This is a genomic window from Pantoea sp. JZ2 (assembly GCF_035191405.1).
Classification (GTDB): Bacteria; Pseudomonadota; Gammaproteobacteria; order Enterobacterales; family Enterobacteriaceae; genus Pantoea; species Pantoea stewartii.
Genome location: NZ_CP045249.1, coordinates 133,438 through 157,352, shown reverse-complemented (window position 1 = coordinate 157,352; position 23,915 = coordinate 133,438). Strand labels below are relative to the sequence as shown.

16 protein-coding genes are annotated in these 23,915 nt (G+C 45.1%); 15 read left to right on the top strand and 1 reads right to left on the bottom strand.

The genetic code is table 11. From position 1 onward, the window contains the following. Positions 1-352 precede the first annotated feature (352 nt). The 7 genes from GC087_RS24560 (at position 353) to GC087_RS24530 (ending at position 6,918) form a co-directional block, all read left to right on the top strand. Positions 353-1,048, top strand: a complete 696-nt coding sequence (locus GC087_RS24560; RefSeq protein ID WP_324030753.1) for an IS6 family transposase — start codon at positions 353-355, stop codon at positions 1,046-1,048. A gap of 267 nt (positions 1,049-1,315) precedes the next feature. After that, positions 1,316-2,638: a hypothetical protein gene (locus GC087_RS24555; RefSeq protein WP_210523137.1), complete on the top strand. Its 1,323-nt coding sequence runs from the start codon at positions 1,316-1,318 to the stop codon at positions 2,636-2,638. Between the two features lie 842 nt (positions 2,639-3,480). Further along, positions 3,481-4,175 (top strand): IS1 family transposase gene (locus GC087_RS24550; RefSeq protein ID WP_210523139.1). Its coding sequence is split into 2 segments (ribosomal slippage): positions 3,481-3,727 and positions 3,727-4,175, totalling 696 coding nucleotides; the frame shifts between segments, so codons are not numbered across the junction. 55 nt (positions 4,176-4,230) lie between these two features. Continuing rightward, positions 4,231-4,557, top strand: coding sequence for a hypothetical protein (locus GC087_RS24545; RefSeq protein ID WP_246874578.1), 327 nt, complete (start codon positions 4,231-4,233; stop codon positions 4,555-4,557). Between the two features lie 272 nt (positions 4,558-4,829). Beyond that, complete coding sequence (locus tag GC087_RS24540) at positions 4,830-5,108, top strand: CopG family ribbon-helix-helix protein (protein WP_034892433.1); 279 nt, start codon at positions 4,830-4,832, stop codon at positions 5,106-5,108. Next, a complete protein-coding gene (locus GC087_RS24535; protein ID WP_210523143.1) occupies positions 5,108-5,383 on the top strand; it encodes a type II toxin-antitoxin system RelE/ParE family toxin in 276 nt (91 codons plus the stop codon). Before GC087_RS24540 ends, GC087_RS24535 begins: the two co-directional genes overlap by 1 nt. Positions 5,384-5,385: 2 nt before the next feature. Continuing rightward, complete coding sequence (locus tag GC087_RS24530) at positions 5,386-6,918, top strand: AcrVA2 family anti-CRISPR protein (RefSeq protein ID WP_324030752.1); 1,533 nt, start codon at positions 5,386-5,388, stop codon at positions 6,916-6,918. Positions 6,919-6,954: 36 nt separating this feature from the next. Here the strand turns inward: GC087_RS24530 and GC087_RS24525 are convergent, their stop codons facing one another. Then, positions 6,955-7,650: an IS6 family transposase gene (locus GC087_RS24525; protein ID WP_210523173.1), complete on the bottom strand. Its 696-nt coding sequence runs from the start codon at positions 7,648-7,650 to the stop codon at positions 6,955-6,957. An 839-nt stretch (positions 7,651-8,489) separates the two neighbouring features. Between GC087_RS24525 and GC087_RS24520 the strand changes: the two genes are divergently transcribed. From GC087_RS24520 to GC087_RS24485, 8 genes are all read left to right on the top strand, one after another. After that, positions 8,490-9,188: a hypothetical protein gene (locus tag GC087_RS24520; RefSeq protein ID WP_226374883.1), complete on the top strand. Its 699-nt coding sequence runs from the start codon at positions 8,490-8,492 to the stop codon at positions 9,186-9,188. A gap of 36 nt (positions 9,189-9,224) precedes the next feature. Next, positions 9,225-11,690: a hypothetical protein gene (locus tag GC087_RS24515; RefSeq protein ID WP_324030751.1), complete on the top strand. Its 2,466-nt coding sequence runs from the start codon at positions 9,225-9,227 to the stop codon at positions 11,688-11,690. Positions 11,691-11,692: 2 nt separating this feature from the next. Beyond that, a complete protein-coding gene (locus GC087_RS24510) occupies positions 11,693-16,858 on the top strand; it encodes a glycoside hydrolase family 113 (protein WP_324030750.1) in 5,166 nt (1,721 codons plus the stop codon). 77 nt (positions 16,859-16,935) lie between these two features. Then, the gene (locus GC087_RS24505; protein WP_416383446.1) at positions 16,936-19,098 is read left to right on the top strand and encodes a type I secretion system permease/ATPase; all 2,163 of its coding nucleotides are present in this window, start codon (positions 16,936-16,938) and stop codon (positions 19,096-19,098) included. A 12-nt stretch (positions 19,099-19,110) separates the two neighbouring features. Next, positions 19,111-20,229 (top strand): HlyD family type I secretion periplasmic adaptor subunit, encoded by a 1,119-nt coding sequence (locus tag GC087_RS24500; RefSeq protein WP_324030749.1) that lies wholly within the window; start codon positions 19,111-19,113, stop codon positions 20,227-20,229. Then, a complete protein-coding gene (locus GC087_RS24495; protein WP_324030786.1) occupies positions 20,217-20,525 on the top strand; it encodes a beta-barrel domain-containing protein in 309 nt (102 codons plus the stop codon). Before GC087_RS24500 ends, GC087_RS24495 begins: the two co-directional genes overlap by 13 nt. Then, positions 20,515-21,939, top strand: coding sequence for a TolC family protein (locus tag GC087_RS24490; RefSeq protein ID WP_324030748.1), 1,425 nt, complete (start codon positions 20,515-20,517; stop codon positions 21,937-21,939). The genes GC087_RS24495 and GC087_RS24490 overlap by 11 nt, the downstream gene beginning before the upstream one ends. A 665-nt stretch (positions 21,940-22,604) precedes the next feature. Beyond that, positions 22,605-23,900 carry an MASE1 domain-containing protein gene (locus GC087_RS24485; RefSeq protein ID WP_324030747.1) on the top strand — a complete coding sequence of 432 codons (1,296 nt, stop codon included), beginning with the start codon at positions 22,605-22,607 and terminating at the stop codon, positions 23,898-23,900. The last annotated feature ends 15 nt before the right edge of the window (positions 23,901-23,915 follow it).

Below are 23,915 nucleotides of genomic sequence, written 5' to 3'. Positions count from 1 at the left end.
AGCGTTGGTTAGCGTCTTTCATTTGAGTAATGCCCCATTTTCATCAATGAGTGGATGCGCGTGAATCTCCACTTATAAGTCAGGAATACCCGGGATGATTATACCAGCCGCCATTCCGTGACGAGTATGTCCACGGCCAGACCGCGCTGCCTTATGACCTTACCCAGCAATAGTGGAAACGACGCTGAGTGAGTAAACTCTTAACCAAAGGAGAATTATATGACAATATCCGCATCAATCACCTAATACAGCTCACGCCTTCATTCCCAATGAAGCTAGCCGGAAATATCGGCTCTGTCGCATTAAGGAGTCGTCAGGTAACATGCAGTTTTTTTTGCGATGTTCCCTGCCCATGTCTCTGATCCGAAAAGCCTTCAAACGCCTGCATTATCCCGTCGATATTATTGCCCAGTGCGTTCGCTGGTATCTGGCTTACTCACTCAGCTTGCGAAATCTTGAAGAGATAATGGCTGAGCGGGGGATTGTCGTTGATCATTCCACGCTTCACCGCTGGGTCATCCGGCTGGTACCACGCTTAGCTAAGGCGTTTCGCCGGTATAAACGTAATCCTGGCCGACGGTGGCGAATGGACGAAACCTACATCAAAATCAGGGGGCAGTGGAAATACCTGTACCGGGCAGTTGACAGTACGGGGCAGACCATCGACTTCCTGCTGGTCGCTAAACGTGATGCGGCAGCTGCTCTGCGTTTCTTCCGCAAGGCTATCCGCAATAACGGGGAACCGGAGGTGGTAACCATTGATAAAAGCGGCGCGAATACCGCGGCTCTGGATACACTCAACGCGGGTAAAGCAGATGAAGAAACCATTATCGTCAGGCAAAGCAAGTATCTGAACAATTTGATTGAGCAGGATCACCGGAACATCAAACGGCGGATACGACTGATGCTGGGGTTCAAATCATTTCGCCGGGCGCCGATGATACTGGCCGGCATTGAGTTAATCCATATGATACGCAAAGGGCAGTATAAACATCCGCAGGGGAACGGGTTGTCACCGGCAGAACAATTCTATCTTTTGATTGACTGAAAAACAGATTACGCAGCTTTTGCTGACTTACTGCCGTTAATGCGACAGAGCCCCTTAATGTGCTGGTTCTGGAAAAGGATACCTTCCAGTGCCGGCCGTACTGTGTCAGTTCGATTTATTCAACAAAGCCCGTTCCGATATAAAAGACCGTAATTTGATAGTAATCATTAGATGAATATTTTATAACTAATCCATTAGTCAACGCATGAGTTTATTTTACACACAAACATTAAAATCATATTTTCATTCAATTAGGGAGCTTACCCTATGCCAGCCAGTATTATTAACAATTCACCTGCGATATTAACTTATTACCGCAAAACAGAAAGCAATGAAATAAACAACGTGAATTCCCCAGACCTTATGGAGCGTGGTGTATCACAGATAACTTTCATTCGAAATAGTGACAGTGAGTTATTAAAAAAAAATAAAACCATGATCCATGATGCCGATGGGTTGCTGTATCAGATGTTGCAGCGTTCTGAAACATCAAACGACACTCATCGCGGTCTAGAACAAAAAGAGACGGTATTAGTCTTCGATATTGACGCTAAAGAGGAAAAGAAAAACCTGCCTCGTTTAGCCACTGACCTCCGTCAACAACATGCCGAAAGCTCAGACGCACCATGTCGACAAGCAACACCGTCCCAGAGCAGTGATTCACCACACACTACTATTGAAATACCAGAGTCAGTATTAAATACGGCTGCTCATCGTGAAGCGCCAGAGTCTTTGAAAGCATTTTTTCAACGGCATGTCAAAAATACAGGAGCAATACTTACGCGTAATGCCGTATCTGTCGGTATACCCACAGCTGCACGTGAATATGTAAGGAGAGCGGCGCTTCCTGCCTTGTTCAAAATGCTTCCTCAGGCTGCACAAGTAAGTTTAGCAGGGGTGAGCGTTGCAATGCCTGTTGTTTTACAGCTGGCGGCAATAGCACGAGATATTAAAGAAGGAACACAAACGCCAGAGAGCCTACGCTCGCGACTCGCCAATATCGCCTTGGTTGTCGGAACAGGAACGGCATTATCGGCGACTGGTGGACTTTCCGTCGCTGCAAATGCGTTGATCGCGGCGGTATTTGTCTATGTACCTGTACGAGATCTCTCTCAGTATTTATTACAGTTACAGGACAATAATCAAGGCCCCCTGAATATAAAGGCAACCGCGTTCTCCGCCACTGCCTATGCGGGAAATCAGATTGCGGTTGATCAAGGAATGGACATGCTCTCCGATGCTCTTGAGCCTGTGATGGGGAAATTAGCCGCGAATATTGTCGGCCGGGCACTGGTTAATATTGGCGGTGAAACGTTGGATGAATTAACGAGTCGCGGTGCTAATGCCTATGTCTCCAATAATCCTGAGCTTAAAATTGATATTGATTTTCGACCGAAAGATGAAATAACACGGAAAACCGCCTTAGATCAGGTATGCAATACATTAGCAAGTCGCACATCCTTATTTAGTGCCGCATTTTCAGGAGCCTATGCTGCCCCCGTTCAGGGCATACTTAACAGTATAATCGTCGGGGGAATTTTAGGGGCGGGTTACATACCTTTCGTGTATAGCCATGCGCAAAAAGGGTGATGCCTCTAATTGGGTGACCGTAAGGATTCGTTAATTTCTGGCCATAAGCCTAAAAGTTATATCTAAATATTTTATATAACCATTAGGCTGCATCTTTTGCTAAAGATACGTACCTGAAGAATGTCGCCCGGGAAATTTTTTAACGTTTCACAAATCTCATTGATACTAAAAGATTTATCCTAATACATACGCCAGGCCATCATCACGTTCGGTGCGCTTTTGCTGACTGCCCTGCGGCCTCCTTTTCGTCCCTAGGCGCGTGCAGCCGCGAGGTCTGCCATGGTTCGCTCCTGGAGGAGGTGTCTCTTAAACTGGGTCAGGGACGAAAAAATGTTAAGCACTAGTTCAGTTAAAGTATGCGTGACCGTTTTTTTGTAGAAATCTAATATGCTATTTTATTAACATGAAAAATATTTTTTTAAGAAGGATATTTATATGCCTGTAAGTGGAATTGGTAGTGGCTCTCAAAATTACGGGGTCTCCAGCACATCTGCAAACGTCCGCAATCAAACCTCTTCATCGTCGGAGTTGGCACGCAACATTTATAAAGTTCAGCAGTCAACATACGGATTTAGCAGGGGGCATCAGCGCCAGAATGCTGTAGATTTCCGTGTGGAAACATCCATTAAGTCAACAAGTTTTGGTAATCCAGTCTCCCGTTCTACTACCACCCTGGTAGATAAACTTGGGAGCGGTACTAAAATAAAACCTTAAAATTAATTATTAACCCTGTTGGCACATAAGGATTATAAGATGCAGATAGTCAATTACTTTCGTGCAAAATACGGTAATGCCTTCAATCGATAGGAGTTTCTGGTAGTCTACTGGTATTTGAGGTTTCCGTGGCTACCGTTACTGTTCATTGTCCGCGCTGTCATTCCGATGAAGTTTATCGACATGGTCGTAGTTGTTCCCGGCATGAGCGCTTCCGTTGTCGCTCATGTAAACGTGTTTTCCAGCTCACTTACTCTTATGAAGCCAGAAAACCCGGCGTTAAGGAGCTGATAGTCGAAATGGCACATAACGGCGCAGGTGTCCGCGATACCGCCAGAACACTGAAAATCGGCATCAATACCGCCATACGGACATTAAAAAGCTCTCGCCCCGGCGGATAACATCTGCGCCTGTCGCTCACGCTGATGTTGCCCTTGTCTGTGAACTCGATGAGCAGTGGAGCTTCGTTGGTAGCAAGGCGCAACAACACTGGCTCTGGTACGCTTACAGCACGAAAACTGGCGGTGTACTGGCTTACACCTTCGGACCACGGAATGATGAGACCTGTCGGGAACTGTTAGCCCTGTTGACACCGTTCAGCATCGGCATGGTGACCAGCGATGACTGGGGCAGCTACGCCAGAGAAGTGCCGAAGGAGAAACACCTGACCGGCAAAATCTTCACGCAACGTATCGAACGTAACAACCTGACCCTCCGCACCCGCATTAAGCGGCTGGCACGTAAAACAATCTGCTTCTCACGTTCCGTAGAAACCCACGAAAAAGTCATCGGTTCCTTTATTGAAAAGTACTTGTTCTACTGATTGGAAGCACTACCCAAAATACTTACACAGCAGCAATGCTGCATTCAGTCTGGCAATGAAAAATAATAAATACATTTCATTTGCAGAAAAAATTATCTCAGTTAAAAATGAAAATATGCACTGTGAAATTATTAATACGCACTCTTCTCTGAGAAAAGAAGTATTGACTAAGGGTAAAATATTAAAGTATGAGCATTTATTGGAAAACATTTCAAAAATAAAGCCGCAACCTTATCAAAATTCTGATGTTTTAAATTATAGTAATCATCTTCCCAGGCTGGCAGTAATAAAATATAACGGAAACGATCATGAGTATTTTCTTCCGTACAACAATCAGCCAAAAGGTATAACTATTACCACTGCCAAAGAAAGTCTTGTTTGAATATCAAGGAAGTAGCACGACGGCATAGGCCCGTGACTTCAAGATCATTGCCTGATAGGCCGTGAAGCAGTACCGCCTCTGCTACAGGTTTATTAGAGAGTTTTCACGCTAATCCTCCCCCACCCTTTAATACTCCTAAAAGCCATGCCAGTTCGATATAAGTATACTTAAACAGAACTACCAAACGGGGATATATGCCATTACACTTGATTGATTCATAGTGATTAACTATGATTAATAACAAATAAACCAATATAAGCCGGAGTGAATAAATGAAGAACGATACGCAGGCAGTAACCCGGGTGCTGACAGCTCATGTGCCATTACCGATAGCTGATAAGGTTGATCAAATTGCAGCCCGACTTGAACGTTCACGAGGCTGGATCATGAAGCAGGCACTTTCCGCATGGATAGCCCAGGAAGAGGAGCGTGACCGCCTGACCCAGGAAGCGCTGGCCGATGTGGATGCGGGACGGGTTATCGATCACCAGGCCGTGCAGGCGTGGGCTGACAGCCTGGGAACCGACAAACCATTGCCGGTTCCACGTTGATGGAAATTAAATGGACAAGTAAGGCACTGTCAGATTTAGCTCGTTTGTATGACTTTCTGGCTCTGGCTAACAAATCTGCTGCTGCAAGAGCAGTCCAGGCATTGACACAGGCACCGGCCATCCTGTTAACCAGTTCACGTCTTGGGGAGCAATTATTCCAGTTCGAGCCCCGGGAAATCAGACGACTTCTGGTTGGAGAGTATGAGGTCCGCTATGAAATTCAGAAGTCCGTCATCTACGTGCTGCGCATCTGGCATACCAGAGAGGATCGCTAAATATGACCCACGAACCAGATGATGAAATCTATTCAGATGAACACCTTACACCGCTGATGGCGCTGCTCGAGAATGGCTATAACGATGAGGTCAGGGCATACACAAGTAGTATTCAGACGAACCAGAATGCCGTACTGAATTTCGAAAACATATTCCACATATTAAATTTCGAGGCCATGATTGACTGGACAGGCACCCCTTCTCAGGAGGAGTCGATGCTGCAGGTAGAAAACACCCTGGAAGAAATGGAACGGTTTCTGGAAGGAATGGACTGCGAAAATTATCTAACAGTAACTAATCATGGTAACGAGGCTACTTTTGAAATCGGCTGGCTTGACAGGATGGCGGGGCCTGTCGTCTGGGATCGCTGGTCCCGCAGCATTGATGATCCAGTAATGGCTTTCGCGGATATCGGCTTTATGTTTGATATCAAAAAATACCAGTGTTCACCTAAGCAGGTCGAGAAAGCAGACCCGCCATTATACCGCTACCATCCAGAGCGTTTTAAAGCATACCGTGACTACACAGAACCTGTCAGCAAGTTCTACCGCCAAAAGGTTGAACCCTCGTCTGGCATGCTCACCGTGGGACAACTTAACGAAATCATGTTAACCATGATATCTGAGTTAAATCGCCGGTCGATAGCCTTTCCCCGAAAACAGAAGGGTTCACACCCGGAGTCATCACTTGTCATCGAAGCCGAGGAAACACTTGCCACTGCCTACGGGCGATTCACCCAGGCAGGACGTCAGATCATGGATTTTCCGCCTGCACTGATTGAAATGCTGGCAAGGACGGACATTGATGACATTCCTCTCAACAGCATCAGGCTACCCTACGCGTCACAATACATTCATTTCGGCCCCCAGAAAGATCTGGAGCTTGAACCTGGCTGGTTCGTGGATGGAGCTTATGTAGAGCAACGGGGCGTAAGCGGAGATGTGCGCTTTACACTTACGGCAATCCCCAATGACCATTCGCTTTCCCGACAATGGTATGTGTTTCCTGAGGCTGAATATACACAGGATTTTGTCGGAGACTACCGGTTAATGGACCTGTCGACAGCGATCAACACTATGTTATCGGACAGGCTCGACAGTTTAAAGGTGCAGCAGACGAGGAAGGGCGGTGATATCACAGCTTCTGTTCAGAATGAATTATCAATGAGCGGTTCTTCCATACCTGACGGTATGCGAATAAAGGACATAACACCGAAAATGGCTGTTATCCGCAACGATATAACTCACCGCAGATTCCCGACTTACAGAGCTGCATTGCAGTTGGTTGTTAACGCCCTTTGTTATTTAGCGGCCTACCCAGACGACATTGATACTGTATGGCCTGAGGGCACCCCCACCTCACTCAGGAAGAAAGCTGAGAACGGAAAAGGCAAGGAACAAACTCGCGCGAAGTCGAAGCTGGAAACTCTGGGCTATGTTCCTGTGCATATCTGTGGTAAGCGGGTGGCCAAACAACATTTGGTTCATGAAGTTTATTCACATCAATATGGACATAAATCGGCTCTGTCGCATTAACGGCAGTAAGTCAGCAAAAGCTGCGTAATCTGTTTTTCAGTCAATCAAAAGATAGAATTGTTCTGCCGGTGACAACCCGTTCCCCTGCGGATGTTTATACTGCCCTTTGCGTATCATATGGATTAACTCAATGCCGGCCAGTATCGTCTGCGCCCGGCGAAATGATTTGAACCCCAGCATCAGTCGTATCCGCCGTTTGATGTTCCGGTGATCCTGCTCAATCAAATTGTTCAGATACTTGCTTTGCCTGACGATAATGGTTTCTTCATCTGCTTTACCCGCGTTGAGTGTATCCAGAGCCGCGGTATTCGCGCCGCTTTTATCAATGGTTACCACCTCCGGTTCCCCGTTATTGCGGATAGCCTTGCGGAAGAAACGCAGAGCAGCTGCCGCATCACGTTTAGCGACCAGCAGGAAGTCGATGGTCTGCCCCGTACTGTCAACTGCCCGGTACAGGTATTTCCACTGCCCCCTGATTTTGATGTAGGTTTCGTCCATTCGCCACCGTCGGCCAGGATTACGTTTATACCGGCGAAACGCCTTAGCTAAGCGTGGTACCAGCCGGATGACCCAGCGGTGAAGCGTGGAATGATCAACGACAATCCCCCGCTCAGCCATTATCTCTTCAAGATTTCGCAAGCTGAGTGAGTAAGCCAGATACCAGCGAACGCACTGGGCAATAATATCGACGGGATAATGCAGGCGTTTGAAGGCTTTTCGGATCAGAGACATGGGCAGGGAACATCGCAAAAAAAACTGCATGTTACCTGACGACTCCTTAATGCGACAGAGCCTCCAGGCACTCTTAGCTGGATACCTAGCAGGAAATGGATTAATGAAAAAGAGAATTGTGAGAGTTTAGTCAAAGGCATCGATTATAGCTTTGATAGGTATCGAAAAAGGTGGAAACACTGTTCCTTTCACGCAACAAAACACATTTGGAAATCGCGTTGATAAACTATTTTCAATTGAACTTTTAGAAGTTATATCCGAATTATGCTTCAATCAAAGGATTTTAATATCAGAATGCTTTATTTTTATATAAATAAAATTCATGTTTTTATTTTTTCTATGAAAGAAATATAAAGGTTTTTCATGTTCAGTGCGAATTTTTTGTTGGATGGTGTTTTTGATAATTTCATTTTGAAACTAATTGTAAAAATGAATGACATTTTAATGTCATAAACAGAATGTATGTTAGCTTTTTAAGTTAAAACAGCAAATGTTAAACGAAAGTTAAACGCAAATTTCCTGCAAAAAAAAAGATGGATAATTCACATTAAAGTCTCTATGGTATACATAAATTTAACATTTGCGATTATTGATGTCATAAACCTTATGATATTTGATGGTTTTGTTCTCTAAAACATCTATATAAAAAATGAGATTTTAGGCGTATTTATTTCAAATGTTAAATTAATAAGAAATGACTATTTGTTATGGCTGTGGTTATCAAAATACTTAAAACTTCTTACTATAAATTGGAGGTTTTTATTAAATCTAGTTTAAAGTAAGTTCGTTATCTATGGAATATTAATTAAAAATTACAATCTACATAAAGGCCATGCAGGATGCAAAAAACAAAAAAAGAGAAATTCATTAAATTTTTTTTTAATAAAATTAAAAAAGTATTCATCGATGTAAGACAAACATTGATATTGTCATTTATATATTTTTTATCAGCGATTTATTTTGAATTTACAAGGTATGCTAATTTTGATGCTTATAGTTTCAATGTCTTTCAAATGGCATCACTGCTATTATTATCTTGTTTCATATGGCTTTTGATATGCTTAAGATGGAAGGATCTTTTTATAATATTTTTTGCAGTGTACACTGTAGGAAAGTACTTTCATAGTGATGTCAGCGATATTGTAGTTCGCGCAGGTTTCAATTTTTTTCAAAAAGAATTAATCAACGACCCATCTAAATGTCTATCCGAAAAATATAATAACGGCATGGACTTACTTTCTTATTGTTTTAGGACTTATTCAAAAGAACAAGGTGTGGACAGAGATGTGTTTTACGACTCAGGACATGAAATACCTTTGAATAATAATAAGCGCTTATGCTCATGGAAGACTGCATGGGTAAAATTTGCAAATATTTCTAACTCGAGTTTGTTATATAACATGGATGCACCTTCACTGGCTCCAGTTTTACAATTATATTCGGTGGATTTAGGGCATGGGTTTTATCAGCTGGAATATAACGAAGAACAACCTCTCTATAAAGATAATTTTCATACTTCCTGTGTAAAAGATAGATGACTTAATCATAAATTACATCAGCAAAAGGGATAAGAAATGAGTGAAATAGATGTAAATTCTGAGTTTTATGTAGGTGGTGTTGACGGAAATGGTAATATTGTTGAAGGAGCAGCGCCGGCTCACTTTTTAAAAGACTTGGATGGTAATCCAATTATAGACCCAGTTCCCGGTGGGTCTCAAAAAAATAGACTATACACAAAGGATGGTACACCAGTATCCGGTATAGAAGCAAACCCTAATAATTATTTAATAGCACCATTGGATTACACAATTAATGATGCTATTGAATTTGCTACTCCGATTAGAGCTTTGTTAAAACTTGATGGCTCAACTTTAACTCCAGGCTCATATACTGCAGGGATTAGCCCCGATATCATAGATGCCTATGCGGCAATGGCAGTCGCATTTGTACAAAACGGATCTCAGGATCTTCAGAGAAACTGGGGGCTTGCTGAAGGACTGACTGCACCAGCATTTATTGACGTTGCATCATATCATCTGGGGTTGGTAACAACTCTCGCTGGAATCCCTATCGCAGATGCGGAATGGGCCGGTGGAAAGTTAAATGAATTACATCACGCTTTCAAACCCTCGATAAATATTGATGGCATTGATGGATTATCATTAGCTAATGAAGCTAATATAAATGCAGGATTTGCTTTAGGTAATGAAATTTTAAAGAGTGAACTTAATATTGATAATTTCACCTTAAATTCCATAATTGACGGAGATATATACACTACAGATATTATAGGCTATAGTACTGACTTGATAGGAAAAGGAAACTTTTCCGTCACACAAATTACTGATGGTATTCAAATAAACGAATTAGGTCCTCATGGACAGAATGAAATTCCTGATGTGATAGCCATAAATGTCGCTGATGGTTCTTTAAAAAGCGGGGACCTGTCAACCATTGCAATAAACGGCAGTGGTAATATAATCGCTGTTGGAGATTACTCTCAAGTTAAAGTAACAGGTGTAGGAAACGTTATTGCTGCAGGTATTGACTCTAATGTGAGCATCTACGGTAATCCTTCAGATACAACTCAATTAACTGAGTCAATAAGAAACACCGCTGAAGGGACATCTCAGGTTACATCTTATAATAATATCCTGGGCTCTGTAAGTTCTACTACTGACACATTTACAGGTCTCAATGGTCTTGGAAATATTACCGAACATCAAGTTAATAATTTAGATGGCACTTCGACTGATACCAGTTACCAGACTCAAGGCCCTATACTTTCAAGCACTAACTACTACAGTGGTACAAACGATACTGGTACGCTAACTGAAACTGTCAAAAATTTTACGGATGGTACATCAACTGATACTGCTTTCGGTCCTTCAGCAACTATAGAATCAATCACTAATACTTACAGCGGACCTGATAAAACAGGAGAACTGACAAACACACTGACCAACCGTAATGATGGCACATCAAGTTTAACTTCATACAGCACCGATGGTAGTGGTTTCTCTGTCACTAACAGTTATGCCGCACATGATGCAACGGGGGCGTTGACCGAATCATTGGTAAACCATGCCGATGGCACATCAGAGGATACAGTTTACAATCAGCAAGGTGGGAACTGGACTTCCGTTACTGATCAATACAGTGGGAAAAATGATACTGGTAACTTAATAAATTCTCTTGTGAACAATGCGGATGGCACCTCCACAAATACTGTTTTTGGTATGCCGGGAGGTAACTTGTTTTCAATGAAAGATACATATTCAAAAGCTTTTGGTACGGGTGAACTGACTACGACAGAATTTAACTTCAATGATGGAACATCAGAGGTTGTTAATTATAATGCGTCTTCAACTTTTAACCTTCCACCTGATCTTAATTTAACTCCAAATTTAAATCTGACATCAATCACCCAAAATTTTTCTCTTCCAAATGCAACTGGCACAGTTGATCTCAGTTTGTTTAATACCGCGCCAACTGGCCTTGGCAGTTCATCCTACACACCCAGTGGGGACAACTGGGGAACAGCTGGTACCCAGTTAAATTTTGACACCGCAAAGCTTACTGTTCCCAATTTTGTGTCATTACCTTCATTTTCTAATAATTTACTCAATGGCGCAGCAGGATCATATTCATTCACTAACTTTACTGCTGACTCACTTCAAACCGAAGGTCTTACATTAGGAAACTGGATTTCTGACGCTGCGCAGTATTCTTTTGATGCTCACATCCCAGATATAGTCACAAGCGATCTGTACGGTGGGCTTTCTACAGACTTCGGATACAGTGGGGGCGGTTCAGGAGACGGTGACAACGGTGATGGTGGGGGGGATTCAGGAGATGGGGACAGCGGTGATGGTGGGGGGGGGCAGGAGATGGGGACGGTGGAGATAATTCAGGTGGTGACAGCAGTGATGGGAGTAACGGCGGTGATAGTTATAACCAGGCCGGTGGCGGTGATGGGAGTGATGCTGATGGCGCGGGAGAAGGCGGGGATGGCGGAGATGGCGGCGGTGATCCATTAGTCATGAGCCTTGACGGTCATCCGATACAGCTTATTCCTTTAAATCTGTCGCATGCAGTCGTAAACATTGCTGGTCAGTCGTCAACTTCGGGCTGGATCGGCTCGGATACCGGCGTCCTCGCAATCGTGACGTCGGCTGGAACACAAATAATTAACCCTTCCCTGGTTAACGGTGCCGGAGATGCAATGGCAGTATTGGCCAGCTATGACCTTAACAAAGACGGCGTGATTGATGCCTCTGATGTGGTCTTTAACCAGTTGCGCGTGCTTGCTGATCCGACAGGTAACGGCAGTGCTCAGGCACAGGCTTACACACTTTCACAGCTTGGAATTCAGTCTATCCGTCTGCAAAACGAAACACTGTCAGTCAATGCGCAAGGCAATCAGATATCTGGTGTCGCGACGGTAATATTCAGCAATGGCAGTATCGAACCGATTGAAAACGTAAACTTCGCTCAGGGTAGCAGTAACGCTACGCCAGGATGGAACGGTACCGTCAATCCCGTCTGGCAACAGATTCTGAACATGATCGATGGGGCGTTTAACAGCTCTGCATATAGCGTGATTGATAACGGAAGCTTGCCAGACGGCGCTAATGCGTCAAGCACTCCCAGTCAGATTCAGCAGGTTGCCAGTAATGATAACACGGCCATTATGTCGCGAATCTCCGCCGATTCCAGGCATAATGGTATCGTTTTGGCTGATAATACTAAAGTAAACATCAATGGTTCCAATAATTCAGTAACTGTGCATAACAGCGACAGCGGTACAATTAACGGTGGAAATTTTGCATTGGCTTTCGAAGGAAATGGTTCTGCGATTACCACCAATGGTAATAATGAAGTTGTAACTGCTGGGGGCTCTGGGAACAGTATCACTGCTAACGGTGATAAGAACATCATTGTTATAAGCGGAGTAAATAACAGTGCGACTACCAGCAACAGTACAATACTGACATCTAACAGTACACAGGCTGTTGTCAACGGTCTGTCCAATATTGTTGGCCTTGGAAACAATGATAATGTCACAACGAACGGTAACAGTTTCACTTCTGCCATACAGGGTAATTCTTCAACGCTTACAGCTAATGGTAACAATAATCAGATTCTGATTACCGGAAATAACGATACCGTATGGGCTAACGGCAGTGGTGATGTGGTCGTTATGGATGGTCAGGCTGACACGGCTAATGTGGGTGGTGGCAGCGTATTTTTCGCAAATGACAGTCAGGGTACAGTAAATGGCAGTGTGGGTGTCGTGCGGGCAGGCAGTAATGAAAACCTGCAGGTAAACGGAAGCGGCTTTTCGATCACCACAAACGGGACTGCTTCTCAAATTGTTGCAAATGGTGATGGGAACAACATCATTACAAAAGGCAGTAAAAACACCCTTGTCATGAATGGCGGGAGTGCTGTGATGACAACTGAAGGTGATACCAACAGCTTAACCGTTAATGGTGACAACGCGAAATTTTTCGTTGAAGGAAACAGCAACACACTTGCTGCGAACGGAAAGGGAGACACTGTCTATATTAAAGGCCAGGGAGAGGACGTAACGCTGTCCGGAGGTACCGCCATACTCGCAGACAATGATTCACTGACCATCAATGGTGGTAATGATACGGTTGCTATAGGTAATAATGAATCGCTCACAGCAAACGGCGGTGAGTACAATTTTTATCTGCAGGCAGATAATTCGTCTGTAACGAGTAACGGCGACGACGAAACAGTATTTGTATCAGGAAATAATGATAACTTTACTGCAAATGGACAACACAGCAATGTGGAAATATCCGGGCAGAATGACAGCCTGACTACAGGCGGCGCACAAATAGTTTTGTCTGATGCCAGCCAGCTCACTCTCAACGGCAATAATGATGCTGTTCATATTGGTAATGCAGACTTAATCACTGTTAACGGTGGCGGCTCAACATTACTGGCAGAAGGAAGCGCATCATATATCACCGCCAATGGTGATAAAGAAGTGGCTATCGTTAAAGGTGTAAATAACACCATCACACTGAACGGTGCAAAAGCTGTTGTTACTGTTGTCGGCAACAACAATATGTTGACAGCGAATGGTCCTTCAACCTGGATTCAGATGCAGGGTGAAAACAATGATATTGTTGCCAACGGGCCGGGTGATATTGTCCTGTTACAGGGTGAAAACAGTAAACTGACAATCGGAGACGGTACTGTTGCTGTCTCTGATGATACGCAGGCAACTTTGTCAGGCGTCGATGACAGTGTCACGCTTGGAAACAGAGACAACGACACCATTAATGGCGGTGATTTTGTTATTAACCTTACTGGACAGCAGTCCACTGTTGTCGCTAACGGCGATCGTGAGGTAGTCACCATTAAAGGCAATCAAAATACGTTCACAACCAACGGCGGACATTCGTTTAATGTTGTTTCAGGAAATAACGACAGCATCACGGCCAATGGTGATATGAATAATATTGATATTCATGGGCAGCAGGACGTTATTTATGCCAATGGTTCGGGTGATGACATTTCACTTGATGGCAGCCAGGATGACCTCCATACGAGCGGGAATTCAGTATCAGTTAAAAACAATACTCAGGCATGGTTAAATGGCGGGGGAAATAAAGTCTTCCTGAGTGACAATGATAATGTATCAATCAATGGCAGCGGATATACATTAAATTTCAACGGAGCAGGAAGTAGCGCTTCGCTTCAGGGAGACTGGAGTAACATAACGCTGAATGGCTCAGGCAATACGTTTACGGCTAACGGCAACAGCGACAGTATCCAGATGAACGGAAATGGCAACAGTGTCAGCGTTAACGGGACGGGTGGAGAGGTCAGCTTAACGGGAACGGGCCAGACGGTCGTGATGGAAAATGGCAGTGTAACGACTGCCGCCGATGCGCAGGCCGTTCTTCAGGGCCATGGCAACATTATCACTGCGGGCAAAGTTGCTAATGTTGAAGTTGATGGCGGAGATAACTGGATAAATGCGCAAGCAACAGACACAGTCTTGCTGAAAGGCTATGCAAATGGGGCTGGATTCAGCGGTGATGGCGGGCAACTTACCATTGATGGTAATGGCCAGTATGCTCTGATGAACAGCGGTAATGCTGTTTTAGAGGCAGGAGCAAGCCTGAACCTCTCGGGTAATAACAATACTGTCACTGCGGCTTCAAACGGTTCACTGGATATTTCCGGTACGGGCAACGTGCTACACATGACCAGTTCGTCTCTTACGCTTGACAGTGTTTCGTCGAACAGTAATGCCAATAGTGGTTTTCAGGTTAAAGGATTTGGTTTTACCTCCTCTGCAAATGGTCAGTATGCAAATGCATCTGAATCACTTAAAGCCATGCAACAGACCGGCGCTAACTCAACACAAATTGTAGTGACTCAGTATCTTGATTCTGTGACAGGAGACAGTATTGCAGCCACTGCGGCTACAGAATCCGACGCCAACCTTGAACTCGCAATCGGACAGGCTCAGGCGGATGGGATATCGGTGCTTCTGAAGCCGCATATTGATATTGAGGATGGTACCTGGAGGGCCTTACTGAAACCTTCAAATGTTGACGATTTTTTTGCCAGTTACAAAACGTTTATTCTGCACTACGCAGCGATTGCACAGGCAACGCACGTAAGCATGTTCAGCGTGGGCACAGAGCTGACATCCATGAGTGGAAGTGCTTATACAAATTACTGGAATGATATTATTTCTGCCGTGCGGCAGGTTTATACCGGACCCATTACCTACGCATCCGCATGGAATGAAACCGGGAGCGTCAGCTTCTGGAACAAAGTGGACGTTATTGGGGCGAATGCCTATGAGGCCCCGACTGATATCACCGATCCCACTGTGGCGCAAATGGTTGCCGGGTGGAACAGTGTTTCAGCCGACAGCTACACGGCATCATTATTCAATAACCTTTCCCCAATCGATTTTTATCATTCTCTCTCCACTAACTATGGAAAGCCCGTGCTGCTTACTGAAGTCGGATACCGCAGCGTAAATGGAACTAACACGCTAAACGGTGACTGGAGTGGCTTCCACTGGGTTGACTTCCAGCAACAGACTCGTGCTCTTGAAGCCTTTTTTGAGGCATGGGGTGGTCAGGGCAGTTGGATGGAGGGGGCCTACCTGTGGAACTGGGAAGCGAATCCGTCAGGCGTAGCCGCAGATGATTTCAGCGTCCAGGGAAAACCGGCACAGAATGTCGTCGATCACTGGTATGGCGGAAGCTCAGCAGCAACCGCGGCCAGCAGCAATATTCTTAATGGTGACTTCAACACCGTGCTTATGGGACAGGGCGACACATTAACCGTTAACGGAAACACAGATACAGTTACCATGACGGGCAATGATTTGGTTACGTTAAACGGGACAACTGACAACATTAATGTATATGGAAAAGGTAACGTCCTGCAGGCCGGCACAACTACCTCTGTTACGCTCAGTAATGATAACTCGGCCCTTATGGTGTCAGGGACAGCAATGGTTGTTAACACTATGAGCAACAATAACGCTCTGGCTTACACCGGTAACCAGTCGGTCATTAAACTTGAGGGGGACAGCAATACTGTCGTAATCAAAGGGGATTCTAATGCTGTCATGCTCGAGGGTAAAAATCAGCTGATATCCGTATCCGGTCAAAACAACAGCATTACCGTAACGGGTGATAATTCAAGTATAGTCACCAGCGGGGTGACGGCTGTTTCACTGGCTGGCAACCAGATACAGACATCTGTTCAGGGGAGCGGTGACGCTGTGACAGTAAGCGGTAATGGTGACTCGCTGACAATAACAGGGTCGACTGATACTGTTTCCCTGAACAATACAGGTACGCTGTCACTCAATATTACAAACGCAACACAGGACGATGCCTTACAGTTCATGAATGGCATAAGTATCGATCAACTGTGGTTCAGCCAGAGTGGTAATACCCTGGTTGCATCTGTAATAGGAACGCACCAGGAGGTTGATATTAATAACTGGTTCGGAGCCGGAGCAAATCAGCTACAAATAAAATCAGGTGACGGCCATGCGCTGGTTAATTCACAGCTTGATAATTTAATTAGCGCGATGGCGACCATGACACCACCCGCAATAGGCCAGACGACGCTTAGTCAGGATCAGGTGACGCAATTGAAACCAAGTTTAGACGCAGCCTGGAATTAACGTTGCAGCAGGCTTTTACTCAGGTAAAAGCCTGCCTTTATATGATTAAGACAGTATAAATATATTCAGGTAATTCCATGAGTTCCTCTTATAGCTCAAATAAAAAAATGAATGAAAATCATTATACGGAAAAAGAAGTAGAACAAGATTCAGGCGTAGAAGCTTTAGTTTTGATAGCCAGGTATCATAAAATTGCTGCTGATGTACAACAAATCAGACATTTATCAGGATCAGGTAAAAAACAGCTTTCCCATGGTGATCTCATTCTTGCCGCGCGAACGTTAGGACTCAAATCCCGTAAAGTTGCTGTGCGGCCTGAACGTCTGGCTAAGACACCTTTTCCTGCACTGGCCCTGGATCAGCTTGGTCGCCACTTGATTGTTACGGCATGCGAGGGTGACAAGGTACTGGTTTTGGAACCTGGCGCCGGAAAACCTACAGTTATCCTTACAGACGTGCTCTGGCAGCACTGCAATGGCGATTTTCTTCTGTTTGCTTCCCGAGCATCCTTAACGGGTGAACTGGCTAAATTTGACTTCACGTGGTTTATACCTGCGATAGTTAAGTACAGAAAAATTTTATTAGAAGTCTTTTTTGTGTCTGCGCTGATTCAACTTTTTGGTCTTATATCACCCCTTATGTTCCAGGTGGTAATGGATAAAGTGCTGGTAAATAACGCCCTTTCAACGCTTAATGTGGTTTGTATAGGACTGTTGATCAGCAGTATCGCCGAAGTTTTACTGACAGGTCTGCGAAATTATGTTTTCTCACATACCACTAACCGAATGGATGTCGAACTGGGATCGCGTATTTTCCGGCATATACTTGCGTTACCTGTTGGTTACTATGCTACTCGTCGGGTTGGCGACACGGTGGCACGCGTAAAAGAGCTTGAAAATATTCGCAACTTTCTGACGGGGCAGGCCCTTACAGCGATAATCGACAGTCTTTTTTCGGTAGTTTTTATTGCCGTCATGTGTCTTTACAGCGTAAAGCTCACACTGATTGTTCTGCTGTCTCTGCCTGTGTATGTCATTATCACAACAGTGATCATCCCCGCTTTCAGACGACGTCTTAATGAAAAATACGCACGTGGGGCTGATAACCAGTCATTTTTAGTTGAAACCGTTTCCGCAATAGAAACTGTTAAATCCTCAGCAGTTGAACCTTTATTTATTCGTCAGTGGGATAATTTACTGGCTGGTTATGTTGCCGCGTCATTTCGCGTCAGTAATTTAGGGAATGTCGGGCAGCAGTTAGTTCAGTTTGTCGGGAAAACAGTCACTGTTTTAACCCTTTTTTTGGGCGCTAAACTTGTCATATCGGGCGCGCTATCTGTAGGCGCTCTGATAGCTTTTAATATGATGTCTCAACGCGTCTCTGCACCGATTCTGCGCCTGGCACAGTTATGGCAGGATTTTCAGCAGGTAGGCATTTCGATGCAACGGTTAGGTGATATTCTCAATACCCGTACAGAAAACTTACAAGGCCGGAATTCTCAGCCCTCCCTTAAGGGTGCCATTCGTTTTGAGAATGTAAGGTTCAGATATAAACCCGAAGCACCTGCAGTACTGAATAATATTTCTTTTGATATTGAACCTGGCAAAGTTATCGGCGTTGTCGGACGGTCAGGCTCGGGGAAAAGCACCCTCACAAAATTAATTCAGCGCCTTTATCTTCCTGAGTCGGGCCGCGTCTGGGTCGATGGTACCGATATAGCGCTGGCTGATCCCTCATGGTTACGCAGGCAGATTGGTGTGGTCCTTCAGGAAAACATACTTTTTGGCAGATCAATTCGTGAGAACATTGCGCTAACCGATCCCGGTATCCCTCTGGAGTCGGTGATAAACGCCGCCAAACTTGCTGGCGCTCATGATTTTATCAGTGAAATGCCTGAGGGTTATGACACACGAATCGGAGAGCACGGAAGTGGACTGTCAGGAGGCCAGCGTCAGCGTATTGCTATTGCACGCGCGTTGATTACGAACCCACGAATACTCATCTTCGATGAGGCAACGAGTGCTCTCGATTTTGAAACAGAACGCGTGATTCACAAAAACATGCAGGCCATATGTCAGGGCCGGACTGTTATTATCATCGCTCACCGACTGACAGCAGTAAGAACGGCGGACACCATTTTAGTTATGGAGAAAGGGATGATTGTAGAGCAGGGCAGCCACCTTCATCTCATTGAAGAAAACGGCCTGTACAGTCACCTGGTTTCCCTTCAGCATGCTTAAAAGGACGATTTTATGTTGAAGATAATAGCTTTAACTGAGTTGCTGCGTCGTTACAAGGATGTATTCCTTGCCAACTGGAAAATACGTAAGCAACAAAACGCTTATGAAAGACAGTCTTATGAGCTTGCATTTTTGCCGGCAAATATAGAACTGGCAGAAGCACCTGTTCACCCGGCCCCATACTGGACGATGAGAGTCATCGTTATTTTGACACTTGTTGTTATCAGCATCTCACTTTTTGGCAGGTTAGATATAGTTGTTGTGGCTAAAGGTAAAGTTATTCCGGATGCAAGAGTAAAAGAAATTCAGCCTGCCATTACGGGGGTGGTGCGCCATATTTACGTTGATGACGGGCAGCGTGTAAATGCTGGCACCGTTTTGATGGTTCTGGATTCCACGCAGGCAGAAGCCGATTTGACTAAAACCGAAGCGTCAAGAGCGGAGTCCATGCTGGCGATAATAAGGGCAAAAGCCTTACTGGATGCGCAAATGTCTGGTCATGTCCCTGAGATGAAAGTCAGTGATGGACTTACACAAGACGATGTGAACGCCACAAGCCGTTTTGCTGACGGTATTTTCATGGAATATAGAGATAAGCTTAACCGTGCGGAGGCTGAGCTTACACAGCACCGTGATGAACTTGCCACGACTTTACAGGACATTGAACGCTTAAAATCTACGGCACCGTTAGCAAGAGAGCAGGCTAACAGTTATAAGATGCTTGCCAAAGATCATTATGTCGCAAGAAATGACTACCTCGATAAAGAGCAGACGGCGCTGGAGCAGGAGCATGACCTTACAGCCAAGCGCAGTCACGCCAACGAACTCAAAGCGGCTATTGATGCGCAGATTGCAGAAAAAGCCTCAGTAGGCTCACAGTTCCGACGGGAACAGCTCGATGCTCTTGAGCAGGCTGAGCAAAAATTAAAACAAAGCGTTGAAGATGAAGTGAAGGCTAAAACGCGTAAGCAATTACTTAATCTCGTCTCGCCTGTAAGTGGAACAGTTCAGCAACTCAGTGTTCATACGATAGGTGGGGTGGTCACCAGTGCACAAAAAGTGATGGAAATCGTACCTGATGACGCTATGGAAGTTGAAGTTAACATAGCGAAAAAGACATTGGTTTTATAAAAGAGGGTCAGGATGCCATAGTTAAAATTGATGCTTTTCCCTACACGTACTATGGCTACATCAAAGGGAATGTAATTTCAGTATCAAATGACGCCGTTCAGGATCGTAATCATGGCTTGAATTTTACTGCCAGGGTACATCTTGATAAAAGTGGCATTGAGGCAGGAGGGCGCTGGATCAAACTGACGCCAGGCATGACCGTGTCCGCAGAGATCAAAACCGGAAAAAGGAATGTCTGGCAATACTTTTTTGATCCGCTTATCAGAATGAGCAATGAGAGTCTGCATGAAAGATAATAAAGTATTGCAAGTTATGGTTTTGATGCTCTCAATCCTGGCTACAGTGAAAAGTTATGCAGTCGATATATTTAATACAGAAGCTGACGTGCCTTCTTCACAGGCTGCACCAGTATATGCAAACACTCTGTGCCAGTCTGGCCCGTTGCCAGACCCACTTTCCCTGAATGATGCTCTGGAGCGTAGTTTATGTAATAACCCCAAAACAGCCGAAAGCTGGGCGGAAATAAAGGCTGAAAGTGCCGCTGTCGGTACAGCTAAAGGTGCATACCTGCCCACGTTCTCCTTATCCGGAAGAGAGGTCAGTGAACGTTCCGAAACAAATGTAGCCGGACACAGGGAGTTCGATTCAGTCAATTCATCGCCAAATTATTCCGCTGATTTTAGCTTAAACTGGGTCCTCTACGATTTTGGAGCCCGTTCAGCAGCGTTGCAAAAGGCTAAAGCCCTTCTTTTAGCAGCAGAAGCCAGTCATATGGATACGCTGCAGTCCGTAATGATTGCCACAGCAAAAGATTATTATGCAGCGCAGGCCGCTGCTGGAAACCTGGCTGCTGCCACTGATATGGAAAGAATTACCTCAACGAGTATCGACGTGGTAGTGTCCAGGGAAGGACACGGTGCTGCTTCAGTCGGTGATGAGTTACAAGCCAGAACGGCGTGGCTGCAGGCTAAAACCGATAAAGAGAAAGCAGAAAATACACTTGAGAATGATTTGGGCGTTATTGCAGCCGACATGGGGTTGCGCCCAGACAGTCATATCAATCTGGCGAATGTTCAGGAAGGCCCTAAACCTGATTACAGGTTTAAAGAATCGGTTTCGGCATTAATCGATGAGGCAATTAAAATACATCCGGCGCTGCTGGCAGCACAGGCTCAGTTTCAGGCAGCAGAAGCTGAAGTTGATCAGACCAGGGCTGAGGGCATGCCCAGTTTAAGTCTCGTAGGCAAAGCCAGCCGTGATAATCAGAAAGTCAGCGAAGGAATAGGGCAACCCTATTTTGATTCTGTACACAATGACAGATATATTGGCATCCAGGTCTCGGTCCCTTTATTTGAGGGGTTCACCCGTGAATACAAAGTTCGGGAGGGCCTTGCTCAGGCTGAGCAGAAGCAGGATGCAGTATCCGAAGCGAGACAGAGCATTGAACTTGATGTCTGGAAAAGTTTTCAGTCTCTCAAAGCTAACACAAATAATTTACCACTGATTGAAAGACTGTTGGATAACACAAGAAAGTCCTACTCAGTAGCAGAATACCGCTATGAAAATGGCGTAGGGAATATTATTGAATTGCTGAATGCCCAAAAATCACTTGCTGATGCTGAGAAACAACAGATCCAGGCTCTGACTGACTGGCATTACAGCAGACTTGAGCTTGCTGCGAAGATAGGTGTACTTGGGTTAAATAACTAAGGTGTGTGCAAGTTTTGTGCTTTGGCTACCTCAGGTCTGCTGATCTGTGGTTGGGTTACTGGAATCGTTCGCGTGGTACCTGGTTTTGCCCGTTCCCCGGCGGGGTTCGCCAGAGCCAGCGGCCCGGACTCGCGATAACGCGCTGACAGACGCCGAACCGTAAGCCGTCATCAGTTGCGTCCTCGGCCGGGAAACCCTGGGAAAAGGACGATAATGCGGACATTTCAATACAGCCAGAGGCGGACATCTGAATTTAGCCGCTACAATTAAAATGCGCATAATGCTATTTATGTTAAATAAAGTGTTTGATTGCGTGATCAACCTGTTCATCAACGCCTTTTTTACCTCTCTTATTCACTGAGACGAGGTGTACTTCATGACGACCTGACCGAAATCGGGGATAACCTACGGTAAAACCGGTTAGGCAGCATCATGAAACTTAACAGGATCAAAAGTTCGGCAGGAACAGAGCAGCCAGACAGCAGGCATTACACTGCCTTCCACTTCTCATAGGATGCTGATGCTCGGTTAATCAAATATGGCTTGTAAACCAATAAAAGATACGTTTGAGAATGCTAAAAGAGTTTCTGATATTGGTTATAGAAGATAATTTTTGATAAAATTTAATCCAACAACCATTCTCGCAAGCGAGCCACTCAGAGAACTTGTGTTCACTCAGGATTTATTATAGGTATATGCCAAAATTTGTCCCATCGGTAATGTTCAACTTTAGAGTAATGACGATATGGGCGGTCATTTATTACCTGTCTGGAGTGCTGTCGCTGCGATTTGACGATCCTCAGTTGCACATATCTGTCGTATGGTTTCCTGCTGGCGTCGCCACTGCGGCGTTTTTAAATTCGCGCTGGCGACTATGGCCAGCGCTGTGTGTTTTGTTTGTTGTGCTTGATGTGATTCTGGACAATCCTTCGTTCAGCAGGCTGCCGACCGAGACGTTTTACGCCATTCTTGATCTGCCTTCTTCACTGATAATTGCGTGGATAGTGAAACGTTTTTCCCGGCCCGGTGATGATTTAAATATTATTATGTTGTGGTTCGCCTCAACCATTATCATCAGCTTTCTGGATGCCGTGCTTTTCGGTATCGGACTCTCATTAGCAGGAAAAAACAGCTTCTCCGATCTGTTCTGGACCGGTTTTATTGCCGACATGACCGGCATTTTCCTGGTCACCACCATTATTATGGGCTTTGCTAACAGCCGCCTTACCACAGCCGTTCAGATTTCCATCAAAACACTTCTGTCAGGCTTAACGCTGCTCGCCGCGCTAGTGGCACTGTCTTTGTGGATATTCAGTGGCGGTGTTAAAGAATTTAGTATCGCTAATACGATCACCCACGATGAAAGCCTGATTTTCGCTTTCAGTTGCCTCCCGATTATTCTTGCCGCTTTTTTAACGCTCTTCTGGGGTAATCGTGGCGGATCGATAGCGTTATTAACGTTGTCAGGTTGCGTTATCTATTATGCCGATAAGGGCGTGGGGCCGTTCTTTCTCAAGGGATTACATACCGGTGAACCCCTGCTCCTTGTACAGTGCTATTTAAGCGCCAGTGCGTTGCTGCTGGTTTTTTTACGGGTGGTGACGCGAAATATTTACCGCTTCAATTCAGAAACCGACGCACGACTCAATTTACAGGCCATTTATCAGCTAAACCTGACAGAGGGCACGCTCTGCTGGGAAAACCTTTCTGGTGAACTTGCTGCGCTTCCTCGCGGGATTCTTGAAAAGAAAGAGGCAATACTGGCGCAATTGCATCCAGAGGATAAACAGCGCCTCGCCGGACACTGGCAGGCCATTCCACGTCAGCAGACGCTTCCTGCGATTCAATTCAGATTGCAATACGGAAATGGGCAATGGCTGCACGTTACCGATAGCGGAGCCCTGATGTTCGAGCGTCAGGGATCGCTGTTCATACTGGGTAACTGGTCGGTTTCCACCTGACTTTTCAGCGCATTT

Excerpts from the sequence above, each read along its gene's own strand:
- GC087_RS24540 (WP_034892433.1), top strand. The coding sequence starts at position 4,830 with ATGAAGAACGATACGCAGGCAGTAACCCGGGTGCTGACAGCTCATGTG.
- GC087_RS24530 (WP_324030752.1), top strand. The coding sequence starts at position 5,386 with ATGACCCACGAACCAGATGATGAAATCTATTCAGATGAACACCTTACA.
- GC087_RS24555 (WP_210523137.1), top strand. The coding sequence starts at position 1,316 with ATGCCAGCCAGTATTATTAACAATTCACCTGCGATATTAACTTATTAC.
- GC087_RS24545 (WP_246874578.1), top strand. The coding sequence starts at position 4,231 with ATGAAAAATAATAAATACATTTCATTTGCAGAAAAAATTATCTCAGTT.
- GC087_RS24490 (WP_324030748.1), top strand. The coding sequence starts at position 20,515 with ATGAAAGATAATAAAGTATTGCAAGTTATGGTTTTGATGCTCTCAATC.
- GC087_RS24505 (WP_416383446.1), top strand. The coding sequence starts at position 16,936 with ATGAGTTCCTCTTATAGCTCAAATAAAAAAATGAATGAAAATCATTAT.
- GC087_RS24520 (WP_226374883.1), top strand. The coding sequence starts at position 8,490 with ATGCAAAAAACAAAAAAAGAGAAATTCATTAAATTTTTTTTTAATAAA.
- GC087_RS24515 (WP_324030751.1), top strand. The coding sequence starts at position 9,225 with ATGAGTGAAATAGATGTAAATTCTGAGTTTTATGTAGGTGGTGTTGAC.
- GC087_RS24500 (WP_324030749.1), top strand. The coding sequence starts at position 19,111 with ATGTTGAAGATAATAGCTTTAACTGAGTTGCTGCGTCGTTACAAGGAT.
- GC087_RS24510 (WP_324030750.1), top strand. The coding sequence starts at position 11,693 with ATGAGCCTTGACGGTCATCCGATACAGCTTATTCCTTTAAATCTGTCG.
- GC087_RS24535 (WP_210523143.1), top strand. The coding sequence starts at position 5,108 with ATGGAAATTAAATGGACAAGTAAGGCACTGTCAGATTTAGCTCGTTTG.
- GC087_RS24560 (WP_324030753.1), top strand. The coding sequence starts at position 353 with ATGTCTCTGATCCGAAAAGCCTTCAAACGCCTGCATTATCCCGTCGAT.
- GC087_RS24525 (WP_210523173.1), bottom strand. The coding sequence starts at position 7,650 with ATGTCTCTGATCCGAAAAGCCTTCAAACGCCTGCATTATCCCGTCGAT.